We start from the raw sequence: 17938 nt of genomic DNA, 5'->3' as shown, positions 1-17938 counted from the left end.
ATTTTGGGCTTATGTCCAAATTGGACAAGCGAAAATTGTCTAATTTGTGTTGTTCTTTGTCCGATTTGTGGCTTTAAAAGATCGTGTCGATTGATAGGTTTGCAATAGTAATAACCAGAAAATTATAAATCGATACAATCCATGCGTGTAATTATTTTATGCTGCTTTGCTCTTTTGGGGTATATCAAATCCTATGCACAGATTAAGGTCAACAAAAAGGTACCAACGGTATTTGTCGACCCTCGGGGTGTGATGCGTTGGTCTGACTCCAAGGCGGAGGCTTCCTTTTATGGTGTCAACTATACCGTCCCTTTTGCCCATGCTTACCGTGCGCTGCGCGAAAAGGGGATTGACCATAAGCAGGCTATTGACCGTGATGTTTACCATTTTGCCCGTTTGGGATATAATGCTTATCGCATCCATATCTGGGATGTTGAAATCTCGGATAAAAATGGAAACCTGATCAGTAATGAGCACCTGGACTTGCTGGATTATTTATTTTTTAAGCTCCAGCAAAAAGGGATCCGCATTCTGATTACGGGCATGACCAATTTTGGCAACGGTTATCCGGAGCGAAATGAAAATACGGATGCATTTACCTACCACTATGACAAATGCCAGGTGCATGCCAACCCCGAGGCTATAGCTGCTCAGGAACGGTATATCGGACAATTACTGCGCCATGTCAACCCTTATACTGGCCATTCTTATCTGGAGGATCCGTACGTCATTGGATTTGAAATCAATAATGAACCTTGTCATACGGGTGCTGTGCAGACCACCTCGGACTATATTGCGCGCATGGTTGCAGCGATGAAGAAAAGCGGTAATAAAAAGCCGATTTTTTACAATGTCAGCCATAACATGGAACATGTTTCGGCTTACTTCAATGCCGATATCCAGGGCACTACCTACCAATGGTATCCTGTAGGGCTGGTGGCCGGGCGGCAACGCCAAGGCAATTTTCTGCCCTATATCGATCAATATGTTATTCCATTTTCAAACCTGAAGGGGTTTGCCAATAAAGCGAAGGCGGTCTATGAGTATGATCCTGCGGATAACCTCTATAGCTATATGCACCCTGCGATGAGCCGTACCTTCCGTTCGGCTGGATTTCAATGGATCACCCAGTTTGCTTACGATCCAATGGACATCGCTGCCTACAATACCGAATATCAGACGCATTATCTCAATTTAGCCTATACTCCTGCAAAGGCGATCAGTACAATGATTGCTGCCGAAGTGGCGTATAATATACCGAGAAACCAAAAATTTGCGCCCTATCCACAAAATACAGTCTTTGGCGATTTCCTGGTCAGCTATGAACAGGATCTCTCGCTGATGAATGCGCCTGACAAGTTTTTTTATAGCAATGATACCAGGGTCAAGCCGGTACAGCCGGAAAAGTTGCAGCATATTGCTGGCCATGGTTCTTCTCCTGTCGTAAACTATGCGGGCTCGGGTGCTTATTTTTTGGATCGTCTGGAAGATGGACTATGGCGCTTGGAGGTAATGCCGGATGCCGAGAAAATTGCGGATCCCTTTGCCAAGCCTTCCCTCAACCGTGAGGTTGTGCATATCCTATACCGGCCGCAAGAGATCGCTATCCGGATCCCTGATTTGGGCGAGCGTTTTACGGTGCAGCCGCTTTCGGTGCAGCATGACGCCACAAAGGCTATTGCTGTAGATGCTACGACCTTTGTCGCCCAGCCTGGCGTCTATCTCTTACAACGTAAGGATCTACAGCTGCATACGAACTGGACTGCATCCTCACTATGGAAAAATGGCCGTCTGGACAACTATTATGCACCGAAGACCGAGGCGCTGAAACAGCCGATCTTGATCCATCAGCAACCGGAAGTATTGGAAAAAGGCCGTTCGGGGAAATTGCAGTTCCGCCTGGTATATGAGCAACAGCCGGACTCGATCGTACTACAGACGGATCAGGTCTCGTTTTGGAAAGACAATAATCCCTACATCAAACTGGTCGCCAAAGACCATGATACCTATGAAGCGGAAATACCGGCATCCTGGTTATCGGGAAATGAATTGAAATATACCGCTACTGTATTCGTCGCCGGTAAACAAGTAACCTACCCGGACAATCTTGCCGGTGCTCCGCTCGATTGGGATTATAGCGTCAATCGGTATTGGACGGTTGGATTGTACGAACAGCATGCCCGGATTCCATTGTTCGAATCGCTTGACAAGGCATCTTCTTTCGAAAGCTTTGCGATCCCCGAAACGGCTCATATGACTTCGGTGTGGCAACAGCAGGATCTGGGACAGATCCCTGTTTGGACGTATACGTTCCAGGCAAAGGATGCCGGAGCGCAATATTTTTGGGTAAAGGATATTAAAGCAGTGGCGCAGGGAAGGCCTGCAGGACTGGCTGCCGCCAAACAGCTTTGTCTTCTAGTAAAGCATACGGGGCAAGGGGCTGTACTCAAAGCTGGTTTTGTGACAAAAAATGGGTATACCTATATGAAAGATATTGCGCTTGATTCGGCACAAACAACTGTTCGTATCCAACTGGCGGATCTACAGCTTGTGCCTACAGCTTTATTACCGGCGCCTTATCCCGTCTTTCTTGAACGGTTTTTTAAACCGGTTGTTCCTGCTGAGTTTAACAGCACGGAGATCGAAAAGTTGATCCTATCAGGACAGCAGATGGCGGGGCTATCTTTATCCATTGGGGCTGTATGGCTGGAGTAGTCGGACAATAAACGGCAGCGGTCGAACAACTTGGCGGGCAATATGCCAACGATCTGGTTGGAGTAGTCTGGCTGGAATATTTGTAGCCCCCAGCAGCGCCATAAGAAGCGAAATAACGTAAAAAAACAATTATAAACGAATATAAAGCTAAATAAAATGAAGGGTTTTGCATTTAAAACAAGTTTATTGGGCTTGTCATTGCTATCCTGTCTTGGGGAAACACAGCTACAAGCAGCAACGCGTGCAGAGAGCAGGTGGATAGGGTTGATGCAACAGCAGGATATCCGCGGTGTGGTACGTAATGAGCAAGGACAGGGGATGGCGGGTGTGACGGTTTTGGTGGCTGGAACTACGGTGGGTACCTCCACGGCAAGTGACGGTTCGTACCGCATTGCTTTGCCGAAAGGGAAATCGCAGCTGCTATTTTCCATGGTGGGCTATAGCAGCCAGACCTTGACAGTGACGGGTGCGACGCTGAATGTTAATATGCTGCCGGCCGGAAATGTGTTGGAGGAACTGGTGGTGGTGGGCTACGGCAGTACAACGAAAAAGGACCTGACTGGTGCGGTCAATACCGTCGGGAGCAAGGATTTTAATGGTGGACTGGTGGGCTCTCCCGAGCAGCTGATCAATGGTAAAACGGCTGGCGTGCAGGTAATGTCTAACAGTGGTTCGCCTTCTTCTGGCAGTACCATACGGATCCGCGGTGGTGCTTCGTTAAGCGCGAGCAATGATCCATTGATCGTATTGGACGGCGTGCCCTTGGAGACGGGTGGAATTAGTGGCAACAGCGGCAATTTCCTGAGTTTGATCAACCCCAACGATATCGAAAGCATGACGGTGCTCAAAGATGCATCTTCTACAGCGATCTATGGATCGCGTGCCTCAAACGGTGTTTTGTTGATCACGACAAAAAAAGGAAAGGGCGATGCACTCCGGCTGTCTTTTTCGTCTATTGTATCCATGCAGCAGGCGCTAGGGGTAGCGGATATGATGTCGCGCGATGAGTTTGCCGAGCTGATCAATAGCAAAGGAACAGCGGCACAGAAAGCTTTACTGGGCAATACTTCAACCGATTGGTTGTCTGAGGTATTTCAGCAGGCGATGGGTACGGATAATAACCTGAGTTTGCAGGGAAAGATGGGTAAGGTCTTGCCTTTTCGTGCCTCGGTGGGGTATTATAACCAGCAGGGTACCTTGCGGACAGACAAAACGGAACGGATGACCGGCGCATTGGTTGTTAACCCTACATTTTTCAATAAACACTTGACTGTAAACCTCAATGTCAAAGCTGCACGGAACAACAACAGCTTTGCCAATACTGACGCTATATGGTCTGCTGTGGCTTTTAATCCCACGCAGCCGATCTACTCGGGGGTGGATACTTATGGGGGCTATTATGAGAGCCTGGATAATGCTGGACTGCCGGCAACTGGGGCCAACCTCAATCCGCTAGGGCTACTCAAGCAGGAAAAACACCGCAGTACGGTCAATCGCGCTGTAGGTAACCTTGACCTGGACTATAAATTACATATGCTGCCGGAATTAAAAGCTCACGTAACTTTGGGATATGACTATGCCAGAGGAAATGGGTCCAACCTGATCCCGGCAAGTGCGGCCAATAATTTCACGATCGGTGGTGCTTTTGACCGCTATGAGCAGACGCTCAAGAATAAGTTGTTTACCGGCTATTTAAATTACAATAAGTTCTTTGCGGACATCAAGAGTACAATTGATGTGACCGCAGGCCATGATTATCAATATTGGAGCGCAAGGCGGCCGCCGATCGTATACTATAATGAGGCTGGCGATAATATACGCTCTACGGCAATTGCCTCGGACGAACGCCATACCTTGATCTCCTGGTATGGTCGGATCAACTACAACTATGACAGCCGTTATTTGCTGACGGCCACCATTCGAAAGGATGGAACCTCGCGCTTCAGTCCCGAAAACCGCTGGGGGACATTTCCCTCGGTCGCTTTGGCCTGGCGTCTTTCACAGGAGTCGTTCATGAAAGGAATCTCCTTCCTGGACGACCTAAAACTTCGGGCCAGCTATGGCGTGACCGGACAGCAGGAGGGCATAGGGAATTACGAATATCTGCCGGTCTATAATTTGGGAACGGCTTATGCGCAATACCGCTTTGGCGATCAGTATCATCTGGTGTACCGTCCGTCGGTGTATAACCGTGATCTACGCTGGGAAACGACCAAGGCTTTTAACTATGGTTTGGATTTTGCCCTGTGGAAGAACAGGATTTCGGGCTCGGTTGAGTACTACACGAGAAAAACGCATGACTTGCTGGCTAATGTGCCGGTAGCTGCAGGAACAAACTTTGACCAGAATGCCACCATTAATGTGGGCAATGTGGAAAGCCGCGGATTTGAATTCCAATTGAATACGGTCCCGGTAGAAAAGGATAATCTGCGTTGGGAAGTTAATTTCAATGCGACCAACCAGCATACAAAAGTGACTAATATTGCATTGGTTCAGGATGCCAATGCTGTGGGGACCTATGTGGGTCCGAATGTCAGTGGCCGGGGAATTCAAATCCTGACGACTGGCTATCAGCCAAATATGTTCTACGTCTATAAACAGTTATATAATGAGGCGGGCAAACCCCTGGAAGGTGTTTATGCTGACCTGAATGGGGATGGAGCCGTCAATGAAAAGGATCTGTACCGCTATCAGTCGCCGGCTGCAAAATGGCTGTTTGGCTTCAATACGCAATTGACCTATAAAAAATGGACTGCAGCAACGACCCTGCGGGCAAATGTCGGAAACTATGTGTTTAACAATACCAAAATGAACCTGAGTGCCTGGGAGACGCTACAATATGTAGACCCGGCAATCAATAACTTACATCGTGACTATTTCAATACGGGTTTTCAAACGAGGCAATATTATTCGGATTACTATGTCGAAAACGCATCCTTCCTCCGCATGGAAAACCTTTCGGTGAACTACAATTTTGGCAAGGTGGGCAAGATCTCGAACCTACGTGTGGGGGCGGTGGCACAGAATGTCTTTATTGTGAGCAACTATAGTGGAATGGACCCTGAGGTTCCGAGTGGATTTGACAGTTCATTTTATCCACGCTCGCGGACGTTTTCGTTAAGCCTCAATTTGGATTTTTAAGCGGTACCTGAAAAATAGATAACTAATTGAAACAAATGAAAAGGATGAAAAAGATAAGAACATATTGTTTTGGATTGCTGAGCATGATATTGCTGCTGCAGTCCTGCACAAAAGACTTGAACCAATATCCTACGGTGGAGACGACTTCGGAGTCGGTATATACCTCGGTGGATGGCTACCGGTCTGTGCTTGCCAAATTATACGGCTCGTTTGCCGTTGCCGGCAATGGCCGTGGGGATGCGGATCCGGATATGGCGAGTAGCACCGCCTCTTGGGGTTACCTTCGGGTGTACTTTAACCTACAGGAGGTACCCACGGATGAGGTGATCTATACCTGGGCTGGTGGAGACAACATGACCGATATTCAGTATATGACCTGGGGCGCTTCGGATACATGGGTCAATGCGATGTATTACCGGATTTACTATACGGTAGCGATCTGCAACGAGTTTTTAAGGAATGCAACAGCGGAAAAATTAGCAGCCTTCAGTTCGACCGAACAGGCTCAAATCACCGCATTTGCTGCCGAAGCGCGTTTTCTGCGCGCATTGGCTTATAGTCATGCCATGGATCTGTATGGAAATGTTCCTTTTGTAACAGAAAAGGATCCCGTAGCTGCATTTTTTCCGCCGAGGATGACAAGGGGCGAGCTCTTCGCATTTATTGAAAAAGAATTGACCGAAGTAGCGACGCTGCTGCCTGAAGCGCGCCAGAATGAATATGGACGTGTGAGCCGTGCTGCGGCATGGTCTTTATTGGCTAAGAACTATTTAAATGCGCAAGTCTACACGGGCACTGCGCGCTATGCGGACTGCTTAAATTATGCCAAGAAAGTAATCGACGGCGGATACACCCTGCATTCCAATTACAAACAGCTGTTCAATGCAGACAATGATAAACGTACAAATGAGATCATTTTTCCGATTCAGGCTGATGTGGCGCATACGACGACCTGGGGTGCCACCACGTATCTGGTCAATGGCCCGATTGTAGGCAGCATGAAAGCATCAGATTATGGTGTGCTGTCGGGTTGGAACAGTTTCCGCACCTTACGTGAATTTGTCGCCTTATTTCAGACGCAAGATAAAAGGGGGGATTTTTGGAAAAATGGACAGTCACTGGATGTGGAAGACCCGGGGGCGTCAAGCCAGGGCTATGGCATGGTCAAGTTTACAAATTTGAACGATGATGGCAGTTATAAGACGGATGAAGGATTGGTGAGCACTGATTTTCCAATGATCCGCCTGGCTGATGTCTATCTGATGTATGCCGAGGCGGTATTGCGTGGCGGTGGTGGCAGTGTACAGGAAGCCATTACGCTGGTCAACCGTCTTCGTGAACGGGCCTACGGAAATGGGACTGGATCTATTGATCAGGCGCAGCTGACACTGGATTTTATCCTGGCGGAACGGGGCCGGGAATTGTTCTGGGAGTGCACGCGCCGTACCGACCTGATTCGGTTTGGACGATTTACCGGCAACGCGTACCTCTGGCAATGGAAAGGTGGTGAAATAAATGGCCGTAGTGTGGATGCTAAATTTAACCTGTATCCAATTCCGACGACTGATATGAGCGCAAACCCCAATCTGGTACAAAATCCGGGCTATTAATGGTTGAAGTTGGTTAACGACAAAGGAATAGGCTAAAATGGTATTCCATATGGCCTTTTAACGATAAATATTGACACATGAAACAATTGACACTCTATATCTTGGCATTGCTCCTTGTGGCCTGTAAAAAGGAAGGCGGAATGCCTGCCGTCACTGGCATTAGGCCAGCTGTGTTGCACAGCAGCACGCAGGAGCTTACCTTAAAGGCCACGGACCGAAAAGCCGTCGCGCTGCAGCTTGTATGGGATGAGGCGGTCTTGCAGAGTGCTGCAGCAATGGCGCAGTCGGCACTGAAAAATAAGATTGAGATAGCTGCTGATGCTTCTTTTTCAACCCTCGCGAAAAGCATTGAACAAGAAGCTAGCGCAATCAGTTATACCCATGAGCAGCTAAACAGTCTTGTATCGGGTATGGGATTTGTACCCGGTGAGAAAAAAGCGCTTTATGTCCGCATTGCCTCGCGGCTGGGAGCCAATACCGATTGGCTTTACAGCAACGTGGTCTCCATTGCGGTTACGGCCTATGCTCCCATCCAAGAGGCTGCTTATCTCTATCTGGCGAATAAGGAGCTGAACCAATTTTCCTGGAAACTGTGTTCGCGCAAAGAAGATGGGTTTTACGATGGATTTGTACGCCTCGACCAATGGTATAATTTTTATTTCACAAATGAAGAAAGTGCAAATGCTTCGCTTATCTATGGTTCTTATCCATTGGACGGTAGTCAATACATCCTGTATAGCGGGGCAGACCGTTGGAACTGCTGGACGAGCCTGGGCGGCTACCTGTACCTAACGGCTGATGTCAATAAGATGAGCTGGAAGGAAACCTCCGTGGAGTCGCTGGCTGTGACCGGTGATTTTAATGGTTGGAGCGCCACGGCCACTCCGATGGCTTATGATCAGGCGGCAAAGGTATGGAAAGCGACAATTACAACCACGGCCGCCGAACAATGGGGCATTAAAGTATTGATCAACGGCAGCTGGACCTGGTTCTTTGGTGCAGCAGAAGGGGAGGGCAACTGTGCATTGTACACGGCTGACGGAAGTGGATTTGCCTACGATAAGGTGGGTACGCATACCCTGATCCTCGATCTGACTGATCCAAAGCAATTCAAATATCATGTAGAGTAGTCATTTTAGGCTATAACACGCTATAAAAAAAGGAATTAATGAAAGCACTAAAAATAGGGATGGCTTTAGGCTTGATGGGTTTGTATTTTGGCCTGTCAAGTTGCAGCGACAAGGATAATCTTGTGCCAGCCGAAAATAAAACGCATTTGGCCAAAGGAGCAGATATCAGCTGGATAACGGAAATGGAGGCTGCCGGTGTGCAGTTTTTTAACGCCGGAGGTGTAGCGGTGGACGGGCTCAAGTTACTGCATGGACTGGGAATGGATGCGGTACGCCTGCGGGTATGGGTAGATCCCGAACGGGGCTGGTGTAATCAAAATGATGTATTGGTCAAAGCACGTCGGGCGCATCATTTGGGGATGCGTCTCATGGTGGATTTCCATTACAGCGATACCTGGGCGGATCCGGGTCAGCAAACAAAACCTGCCGCCTGGAAAGGCTTAGCATTTGATGGCTTAAAGAAAGCTGTTAGCGACCATACCACTGCGGTATTGCAATTGCTGAAGGACAATGGTATCGAACCGGAATGGGTACAGGTGGGTAATGAAACCGGAGATGGGATGCTGTGGGAGGAAGGTAGAGCCTCAGTCAGCATGGCTAACTATGCCACTTTGAACAATGCGGGCTACGATGCGGTGAAAGCTGTTTTTCCGGCGGCTAAAGTCATCATACACCTCCATAATGGCTACGATAATGCACTGTTCCGCTGGATGTTTGATGGGCTGGAAAATAACGACGGAAAATGGGATGTGATCGGGATGTCACTGTATCCAACAAAAGATAATTGGAAAGAACGCAATACGGCCTGTGTCGGCAATATCAAAGATATGATCGCACGGTACAACACGCAGGTAATGATCTGCGAGGTGGGCATGAGCTGGGATGAGGCGGATACGGCCGAAATCTGGCTCAACGATCTTTTCAGTGCGGTGGAGGCAATTCCCGATCAAAATGTGCTGGGCATATTTTACTGGGAGCCCCTGGCGCACAATGGCTGGAATGGTTACACTTTAGGCGCCTTGGATAACAATGGACGACCGACAAAGGCATTGAATGCATTTAAATAATAGTATATTTATACGCTTAAAATAGCGAATGATTAGCTTAAACGACAGACGACAAACACCTGAATGATGAAATTACTGCATGCTACTTACTTTCTGTTCCTTTTGTTCTTCTTTATTCCGACAACATCACAAGGACAGCTGATCCGAAACTCTTTTTTACTGGAGAAAAACTGGCGTTTTTTTCAGGGTGAGGTCGATCGGGGCGAGTCCACTGCACTGAATGATGCGGCCTGGGAACCTGTTACCGTGCCGCATGACTGGGCTATTTATGGGCCTTTTGACCGTGCACATGATTTGCAGGATGTGGCCGTAACACAGAATGGGGAGAAGAAGGCTTCCGTAAAGACGGGCCGGACAGGTGGTTTGCCGTATGTCGGTGTGGGCTGGTATCGTAATCAGTTCGATATTCCTCAATTTGACGCCAACACAAAACGTGTGGTCCTGAAATTTGATGGCGCCATGAGTGAGGCTCGGGTTTATGTCAATGGAAAAGAAGCCTGCTTTTGGCCGTACGGCTATAATGCTTTTCATTGTGATGTGACGGAGCTGTTGCATGCCGATGGAATGAACAACAAGCTTGCTGTGCGCTTGGAAAATAAAGCACAGTCCTCGCGCTGGTATCCGGGAGCTGGACTCTACCGCAACGTCCATGTGATCGTTACCGAAAAGGTCCATGTGCCGGTCTGGGGCACTTATATAACGACGCCCTTTGTGTCGGATAGCCTGGCTTCGGTGAAACTCGAAACTAATCTGAAAAATGCCGATGGCAAATTGGTGCGGATGGTGACTGCCATCACCGACGCGAAGGGGCGTGTGGTGGCGCAGAAGGAAAATCAACAGAAAATAAACTATGGCAAGCCTTTCGTACAAAATTTTGAGGTGACGAACCCTGCTCTATGGAGCCCAGAACATCCCAATCTGTATCAGGCATCAACGCAAGTATATGTCGATGGCAAATTGACGGATAATTTTGAAACCCGCTTTGGAATTCGGGAAGTCCGTATCATTGCGGATAAGGGATTTATGCTAAACGGTAAAATTCGAAAATTTCAGGGGGTATGCAATCATCATGACCTTGGTCCCTTGGGGGCTGCAATCAATGTCTCGGCCTTGCGCTACCAGTTGCAGTTGCTCAAAGATATGGGCTGTGATGCCATTCGTACGGCGCACAATATGCCCGCTCCGGAGTTGGTAGCCCTCTGCGATGAATTGGGCCTGATGATGATGATTGAACCTTTCGACGAATGGGATATTGCCAAATGCAAGAATGGTTACCATCGCTTTTTTGGGGAATGGGCGGAACGCGACATGGTCAATATGATCCATCATTTTAGAAACAATCCTTCGGTGGTGATGTGGAGCATCGGAAATGAAGTGCCGACGCAGTGTAGTGCCGAAGGGTATAAGGTTGCTTCATTTTTGCAGGATATCTGCCATCGTGAAGATCCTACGCGGCCTGTTACCTGCGGGATGGACCAAGTGACCTGTGTACTGGAAAATGGTTTTGCCAGTCTGCTGGACGTCCCGGGGCTCAACTACCGTACGCACCGTTATGAAGAAGCTTATGCCAAATTGCCACAAAACCTTGTGCTGGGTTCGGAAACGGCCTCAACGGTGAGTTCCCGTGGTGTATATAAATTTCCGGTCGTGAAAAAGGGAGACATGCTATATCCCGACCATCAGTCTTCTTCCTATGATATGGAACATTGTTCCTGGTCAAACTTGCCGGATGAGGACTTTGCATTGGCCGAAGACCATCATTGGACCATGGGGCAATTTGTCTGGACTGGTTTTGATTACCTCGGCGAACCATCGCCTTACGATACGGATGCCTGGCCCAACCACAGTTCAATGTTTGGCATTATTGATTTGGCGAGCATACCCAAGGACCGTTACTACCTCTACCGAAGCCTTTGGAATAAAAATGAACATACCTTGCACATACTGCCCCATTGGACATGGCCTGATCGTGTAGGGCAACAAACTCCGGTATTCGTTTATACGGATTATCCAAGTGCCGAACTATTTATCAACGGTAAGAGCCAGGGGATACAACGAAAAAGCAAAGCATCACGCGAAGAACGTTACCGCCTGATGTGGATGAATGCGGTTTACGAACCTGGAGAAATCAAGGTGGTGGCCTACGATGAAAATGGAAAAGCCGCAGATGAGAAAATCGTAAGGACAGCTGGAAAACCGTACCAGATAAAAATGGAGACGGTGCACGGCACTCTTGCTGCGGATGGACGCGCATTGGCTTATATTCGCGTTAAGGCAGTGGACAAAGATGGGAATTTGTGCCCACATGCAGACGGTCTGGTACAGTTTGAGGTAAAAGGAGCCGGTACATTCAAGGCTTTGGCCAATGGCGATCCGACCAACCTTGAGGCTTTTCATAAGCCACAGATGCACTTGTTTAACGGACAGCTTACACTGATCGTACAGGCTGCCGAAGAGGCGGGTAAGATCCAGGTACAGGCGCAAAGCAAAGGCCTAAAAAAAGATGCATTGCTTGTTAATGCCGTTGCCGCGCCTTAAGGACTGGATTTTAGCCTTGGTTAGGGTTAATGGGGTAAAGGCGGGTAGGCTGCCAACGACAATTGGCGCTGGTCCCGTACTCGTGTGTATCAAGAGAATTAGATGCAGAAACTTGATAAATTGTAAATTTGGAGTTTTACCTGTGATTAACTACCTTTAGAGACCTAATAAAAGCATCGATTTGAAAAGCATTGGTCTCGTGGATACTTCAATAATTAATCGCCTCAAGGATGGAGATGAATTAGCCATGAAGGAATTGATCACGAAATATAAAAGCACTTTAGCGCAGTCGATGATGCGTATACTGAAGTCGCAGGAAGAGGTAGAGGATCTGCTGCAGGAGCTCTTTATCCGTATTTGGACACGTAGGCAGGATATCAATACTGATCTGTCTTTTCATGCTTTTATATATCGGATCGCGGGTAATTTGGTATACGATCGATTGCGTAAGTTAGCGCATGAAAAACGCCTAGTTGCAGACTATTTTACGCACTTAACTGAAGTTTATTCCCATATCGAGGAAGGGGTTTTTAATCAGGAAACGAAAGATATTTTAAATCAGGCAATTGAACAGTTGCCAGAGCAGCGCCGACGTGTTTTTATACTTTGTAAGATTGAAGGCCGAAGTTATGAAGAAGTAAGCCGCTTATTGTCAATCTCGGTGGCAACAGTAAATACCCATATCACAAACGCGAATATGACGCTTAGAAATTATTTTCAGCAGCGACCTGATTTGTCTTTCCTTATTGTGCTGGCACTGCTTTCTGCGAAATTGTTGAACACTTAACAATTTCTTAAACCTAATTTTATATTTTCTTTATTTTTTTTTGAATTCACTTCATTGGTTTTTCATTTCCAAACGTATATGTAAGAAAAGAACGTATGCAAAACCCTAGATTTGAAGAGCTGTTCAATAAATATCTGAACGATGCGCTAACCAAGGATGAAATGTTAGAATTTCAACTTTTGTTGGCGTCAGATGATCAGGAACGAGCTCTACGTTCGTTGATCGACAATGAAATATCGGCTAATGTGGAAGAGTATCCACATGTTGAACTGAATTGGTTTGCAGAATTGGAAACTAATGTATTGGCAAATATAAGAAGCACTCGATCTAAAACCCGCTATTTAAACTGGAATTGGAAGAAAACGGTAGCTGCAGCGGCACTCTTAGTCGTCAGTATCGGAGCGTCTTTGTGGATGCTGTCACGTTTGGATAACGATGAGCGAAATACGATAAAACCGGGTACGAGTATTGCCTCATTACGGCTCGCCGACGGAAGAGAAATTGCGCTCAGTAATAAACACGAAAGTATCGTTCTTGGCGATGAGCTCATGTACGCGGATGGGGCTTCCGTCGAAGGTTTGGAAAGCCATGAATCGATACATCAGGACATGGTAATCACGGTACCGAAAGGTGGGACCTACCACATCATATTAGCAGACGGGTCTAAGATCTGGTTAAATTCGGACTCCAGATTGACGTATAAAATCAGAAGTAAAGAACAACCTAGAGAATTGGACCTGGAGGGAGAAGCTTTTTTTGAGGTGGCTACAAGATATATTATTCAGAACAACAAGCGGATCAAAGTGCCTTTTCTCGTTAAGACGCCCACTCAGACAGTGCAAGTATTGGGTACAGCATTTAACATTTCGGCCTATTCGGGCGAGGCTACTCGGACTACTTTGGTCGAAGGTAAAGTGGCTATTAATATAAAAGGAAATAAAAAGCTACATCAACTGCAACCCAATCAGCAGGCGATTGTCCAGAATAACAGCATTACTTTTATTCCGGTTGATCCAGTAAATTATGTCTCGTGGAAAGATGGCACATTTACCTTTTCTGATGAAGACCTAAATCATATTTTGAATCAAATAGGCCGCTGGTATAATGTACAGGTGAAATATGAGGACGAAAGTTTGCGAAAACTGAAGTTTGAAGGGGTATTACCCCGTAACCAGAATTTAACTTTTGTATTGGACGCCTTAGCGAGTACCGGTGAAGTCCAATTTACTGTTCATTCGAATACCGTATACGTGAAAAGAAAATAGATTTTATAAACCAGCTAAAATACCCGATAGCCTATGAAGTAAGAAAAGCGACAAAAAGATAACGTATGGACAGTAAAAATAATCAGGAGCGTTGGAGCGCTCCCGATCATTAAGTTAGCCGTTATCAAACCATCTTGAAAACTCATTTAATACCTAACTAACCAAACAAATGTATAAAATAATTAAAAAAGATGTGCATCGGCTTTTTAGTCGAACGAAACCCTACATTATGAAAATTTCACTGACAACCATCAGCTGCTTTTTGGTCTGTCTACAGATAAGTGCTACGGCTCTTGCACAAAAGGTGACACTGAAAAATAAGAGTATCACACTCAAAGAGGCTTTCCGCGAAGTCAATAAGCAAACTGGTTACCATTATCTGTGGTCTGCAAAGCGGGTCAATAGCAATACCCGAATTGCCATTGATATAAAAAACATGGAGTTGGATCAAGCCATCCAACAGATTATTCATGGTTTACAGCTAAGCTACAAGATACAGGGCAAGCTCATCACCATCAGAGAAAGAGAAAACACCCCAACAGTAGCTAATCTTGAGCAAATAGGCGATAATAGACAACAAGAGACGATAACAGTTAGGGGGCGGATAGTCGATTCGCTGGCCAGGCCCCTAATTGGCGTGACCATCAGGGTTATTTCGGCTAATAAACGTGTTGTAAAGGAGTCTAAATCAGATAGCCATGGGGAAATCACTATTGAAAGTGTCCCAAAACAAAGTTTTTTGGAAATATCATTGCTTGGCTATCGGCGCCTTCATCTGGCTGCGACTGAAAATATAGGAACCATCAGGATGGATGTTCTTGCTGAAAGCCTTGAAGAGCTTGTTGTGGTGGGATACATAACAAAACGGGCTTCTGAAGTGACCGGCGCAGTGCAATCTGTCAAGGGTGAAGAACTTCGTAACAGCGTCAGTACCCCCAATGTGCTATCGATGCTTAAAGGGAAAACGACAGGTTTATATATTACCGAGAGTACCGGAGAGTCGGGGGCAAAAGGGCAGGTGGTTGCAAGGGGACAATCGTCAATGACCACTCCTACAAACAATTACCTCGGTCCGCTCATTGTTGTCGATGGTGTGATCACCAATTATCAGTCCTTACAGGATGCCGTCAATCCGGCTGATATTGAAGACATCAGCGTACTGAAAGATGCTGCATCTACAGCCATTTATGGATCCCGGGCTGCCCAAGGGGTCATTGTCGTGACTACGAAACGTGGACAGGCTGGTAAAAGCACAGTGGAAGCGCGGGTACAGGCTGGGGTAATACAGCCAGTAAGGGACATCCGGTTTATGAACACGACCGAACTTATTGATTTTATGGATACGCAGATGAAACGCTATTGGGAGCAAACTCCTTCCATACGCACGACATTTCCGAACGTCGCTGATTTTATTCGCGAACGCCGCGTCTATACGGATGAAGATCGTACCCGTAATTTCAATTGGGAAGATAAAATTTACAGCAATGGAAATTTTACGAATTCGGAGGTGGGGGTACGTCATGGTACCGATAAAACTAAATTTTATATGGGAGTCGGTTGGTTTAAGGAAAATGGAGCATTATATGATAATGGGTTTGATCGAAAAAATATAAGATTTAATATTGACCATGCTATTTCAAGTAAGCTACATACACGTATCAATGTAAGTTCTATTATCGATCGGACCACCAAACGCAACGGGCTGCCAGAATTATATATGATTCAGCCATTTATGTATCCGTATGATCATGCAGGCAATCTGTTGGACAGTCTGCCTGTACGACAGTCGAGTAATTATGGGCCTGCTTACACAACATGGACGCAAAATTTCCTTGCGGAAACGGCTTATGATAATACGAGGCTGACAAAGGTACAAAATCATTTAGCCAGCATAAGTCTGCGGTATAATATACTTCCTTTTTTAAGCGTTCAGACTTCCAACTCGCTTAATTTCGTGGGCACCAATGTTAATTCTTACTTAGACCCACGTTCATTTTCCGGAAAGTATGGTGGATACCCCTATTTATTCTCTTCGGCAAGTGCAGTTTTACCCAATGGAACGCTAGAGATTGATGATACTAAATTCGTTGATTACCTCATGTCCAATACATTGAATTTCAACAAGACAGTCGCCGGTAATCATGTTATCAGTGCATTGGTAGGGCAAGAATGGGGTAAAAGAACTACAGAAATCATGGATATAGATATGTACAATCTATTGCCCAATGAAAGGAATATGGGGGCAGCCCAAAATTTCGGCGGTGCGATTAATGTGGCATATGGATTTCCCTATAGACCGACGGGTAATTATCAGGAACGCGCCACCTTTTCAGTGTTCGGACAGGCTGACTACAGCTATGCAGGCCGCTATATGGCTTCGTTTTCCGTTCGTACGGATGCGACGACCAATTTTGGACGCGACAAACGATATGGTACTTTTTACTCCTTTAGTGGCGGATGGAATATATCCAAAGAAAACTTTTTTAAAAATATTGAGGCTATTGATAATTTGCGTCTTCGCGCTTCTTATGGTACATCTGGTAGAGACTTGGGGGACGGATACCTAAATACCACATTTTATTCGGAGACAGGTCGATATGAGCAGGTCGATAATATCGGTGCAGTGATCACGCAATTAGCAAACCCGATCATTTCTTGGGAGACACTTCACAACAGCAATATTGGTCTCGATATCGCTGTTTTAAAGAATAGGATCAATTTGTCTGCGGATATCTACCACAAGCGTAGTGATGGCCTTTTACAGCAAGTCAGTTTGCCTTCTGCGCAGGGTGCATTAGCCCAATATCAGAATGTTGGACAGATCGTTAACCGAGGTATCGAAGTCTCGTTGAGCACGCATAATGTAAAGTCTGCTCATTTCAACTGGCGTACCAGTTTTAATTTTAGTTATAATAAAAATAAACTTACCAAACTGTATCAGGACTCGCTTTTGGATTCTTACTCCAGATCATATTACCGAAAAATTGGTGAAGATATCAATGTGATCAAAGCGATTCAATTTGCAGGCATCAACCCCGAGAATGGTAATATGCAGCACTATAATTTTGATGAAAAGGGTAATCAAATAATTGTGGAAGGTATTGGGCAAGTGAGCAACTTGGCGAACTGGCAACGGGTGGGGCAGGCCACACCACGCTTTTTCGGTGGATTTACCAACAGCTTCCAATACAAAAATTATAGCTTAAATGTAGAGTGGTGGTTTCAGGTGGGCAACTATACCCAGATGTCCTTAGTGAATAATTTCCAGTCCCCAACTGCGCCTAGGCTTGGCCGCAATAATGTTGTTTTTGCCGATAATCAACATATCTGGCAAGGGCCCGGGGATACGCAAGCGAATTATCCTGATGTATTCAGCACCGATCCGAATGCATGGACTGCACTCACCTATCGTTCATCCAAAATGTGGGGAAATGCAAGCCATGCCCGTCTGCGTAATGTCAGGTTTACCTATAGCTTGCCTATCGGCGTGTTAAAAGCGTTGAAGCTAGCCCGCGCGGATGTTTTTGTTAGTGGTGATAATTTATATGTGATCAAGCATAAGGATTTTGTGGGTGTAGATCCGGAAGGAGCAGTCTTAGGTGGGGTGAACACAAGCTATGGTGGGGCGGGTACCGGTTTTGCCAATCCAAGAAGATTTTTACTCGGGATGCAGCTGACATTTTAA

9 protein-coding genes are annotated in these 17938 nt (G+C 46.3%); all 9 read left to right on the top strand.

Annotated features, from left to right (window positions below):
• The first annotated feature begins 141 nt into the window (after positions 1-141).
• The gene (locus B4G94_RS24925) at positions 142-2715 is read left to right on the top strand and encodes a hypothetical protein (protein WP_286862813.1); all 2574 of its coding nucleotides are present in this window, start codon (positions 142-144) and stop codon (positions 2713-2715) included.
• Between the two features lie 156 nt (positions 2716-2871).
• On the top strand, positions 2872-5856 hold the full coding sequence (locus B4G94_RS24920) for a SusC/RagA family TonB-linked outer membrane protein (RefSeq protein WP_286862812.1): 2985 nt from the start codon (positions 2872-2874) through the stop codon (positions 5854-5856).
• 44 nt (positions 5857-5900) lie between these two features.
• Positions 5901-7466 carry a RagB/SusD family nutrient uptake outer membrane protein gene (locus B4G94_RS24915; protein ID WP_286862810.1) on the top strand — a complete coding sequence of 522 codons (1566 nt, stop codon included), beginning with the start codon at positions 5901-5903 and terminating at the stop codon, positions 7464-7466.
• 77 nt (positions 7467-7543) lie between these two features.
• Positions 7544-8596: a DUF5111 domain-containing protein gene (locus B4G94_RS24910; protein WP_286862809.1), complete on the top strand. Its 1053-nt coding sequence runs from the start codon at positions 7544-7546 to the stop codon at positions 8594-8596.
• Between the two features lie 38 nt (positions 8597-8634).
• Positions 8635-9663, top strand: a complete 1029-nt coding sequence (locus B4G94_RS24905; protein WP_286862807.1) for a glycoside hydrolase family 53 protein — start codon at positions 8635-8637, stop codon at positions 9661-9663.
• A 63-nt stretch (positions 9664-9726) separates the two neighbouring features.
• Entirely contained in the window at positions 9727-12201 is a 2475-nt protein-coding gene (locus B4G94_RS24900) for a glycoside hydrolase family 2 TIM barrel-domain containing protein (RefSeq protein ID WP_286862804.1), read from the top strand.
• Between the two features lie 199 nt (positions 12202-12400).
• On the top strand, positions 12401-12988 hold the full coding sequence (locus B4G94_RS24895; RefSeq protein WP_286862801.1) for an RNA polymerase sigma factor: 588 nt from the start codon (positions 12401-12403) through the stop codon (positions 12986-12988).
• Between the two features lie 95 nt (positions 12989-13083).
• Positions 13084-14253, top strand: a complete 1170-nt coding sequence (locus B4G94_RS24890; protein ID WP_286862799.1) for a FecR family protein — start codon at positions 13084-13086, stop codon at positions 14251-14253.
• A gap of 229 nt (positions 14254-14482) precedes the next feature.
• Positions 14483-17938, top strand: a complete 3456-nt coding sequence (locus B4G94_RS24885) for a SusC/RagA family TonB-linked outer membrane protein (RefSeq protein ID WP_286862798.1) — start codon at positions 14483-14485, stop codon at positions 17936-17938.

The sequence above is a fragment of the Sphingobacterium sp. UBA7625 genome (assembly GCF_002484085.1).
Lineage (GTDB): Bacteria > Bacteroidota > Bacteroidia > Sphingobacteriales > Sphingobacteriaceae > Sphingobacterium > Sphingobacterium athyrii.
The sequence above is the reverse complement of the archived record's forward strand: the minus strand, read 5'-3'. Positions and strand labels throughout refer to the sequence as shown.

What these genes read in the sequence shown, in the direction of transcription:
- B4G94_RS24915 (WP_286862810.1), top strand. Translation starts at nt 5,901, where the DNA reads ATGAAAAAGATAAGAACATATTGTTTTGGATTGCTGAGCATGATATTG.
- B4G94_RS24905 (WP_286862807.1), top strand. Translation starts at nt 8,635, where the DNA reads ATGAAAGCACTAAAAATAGGGATGGCTTTAGGCTTGATGGGTTTGTAT.
- B4G94_RS24885 (WP_286862798.1), top strand. Translation starts at nt 14,483, where the DNA reads ATGAAAATTTCACTGACAACCATCAGCTGCTTTTTGGTCTGTCTACAG.
- B4G94_RS24900 (WP_286862804.1), top strand. Translation starts at nt 9,727, where the DNA reads ATGATGAAATTACTGCATGCTACTTACTTTCTGTTCCTTTTGTTCTTC.
- B4G94_RS24890 (WP_286862799.1), top strand. Translation starts at nt 13,084, where the DNA reads ATGCAAAACCCTAGATTTGAAGAGCTGTTCAATAAATATCTGAACGAT.
- B4G94_RS24920 (WP_286862812.1), top strand. Translation starts at nt 2,872, where the DNA reads ATGAAGGGTTTTGCATTTAAAACAAGTTTATTGGGCTTGTCATTGCTA.
- B4G94_RS24910 (WP_286862809.1), top strand. Translation starts at nt 7,544, where the DNA reads ATGAAACAATTGACACTCTATATCTTGGCATTGCTCCTTGTGGCCTGT.
- B4G94_RS24925 (WP_286862813.1), top strand. Translation starts at nt 142, where the DNA reads ATGCGTGTAATTATTTTATGCTGCTTTGCTCTTTTGGGGTATATCAAA.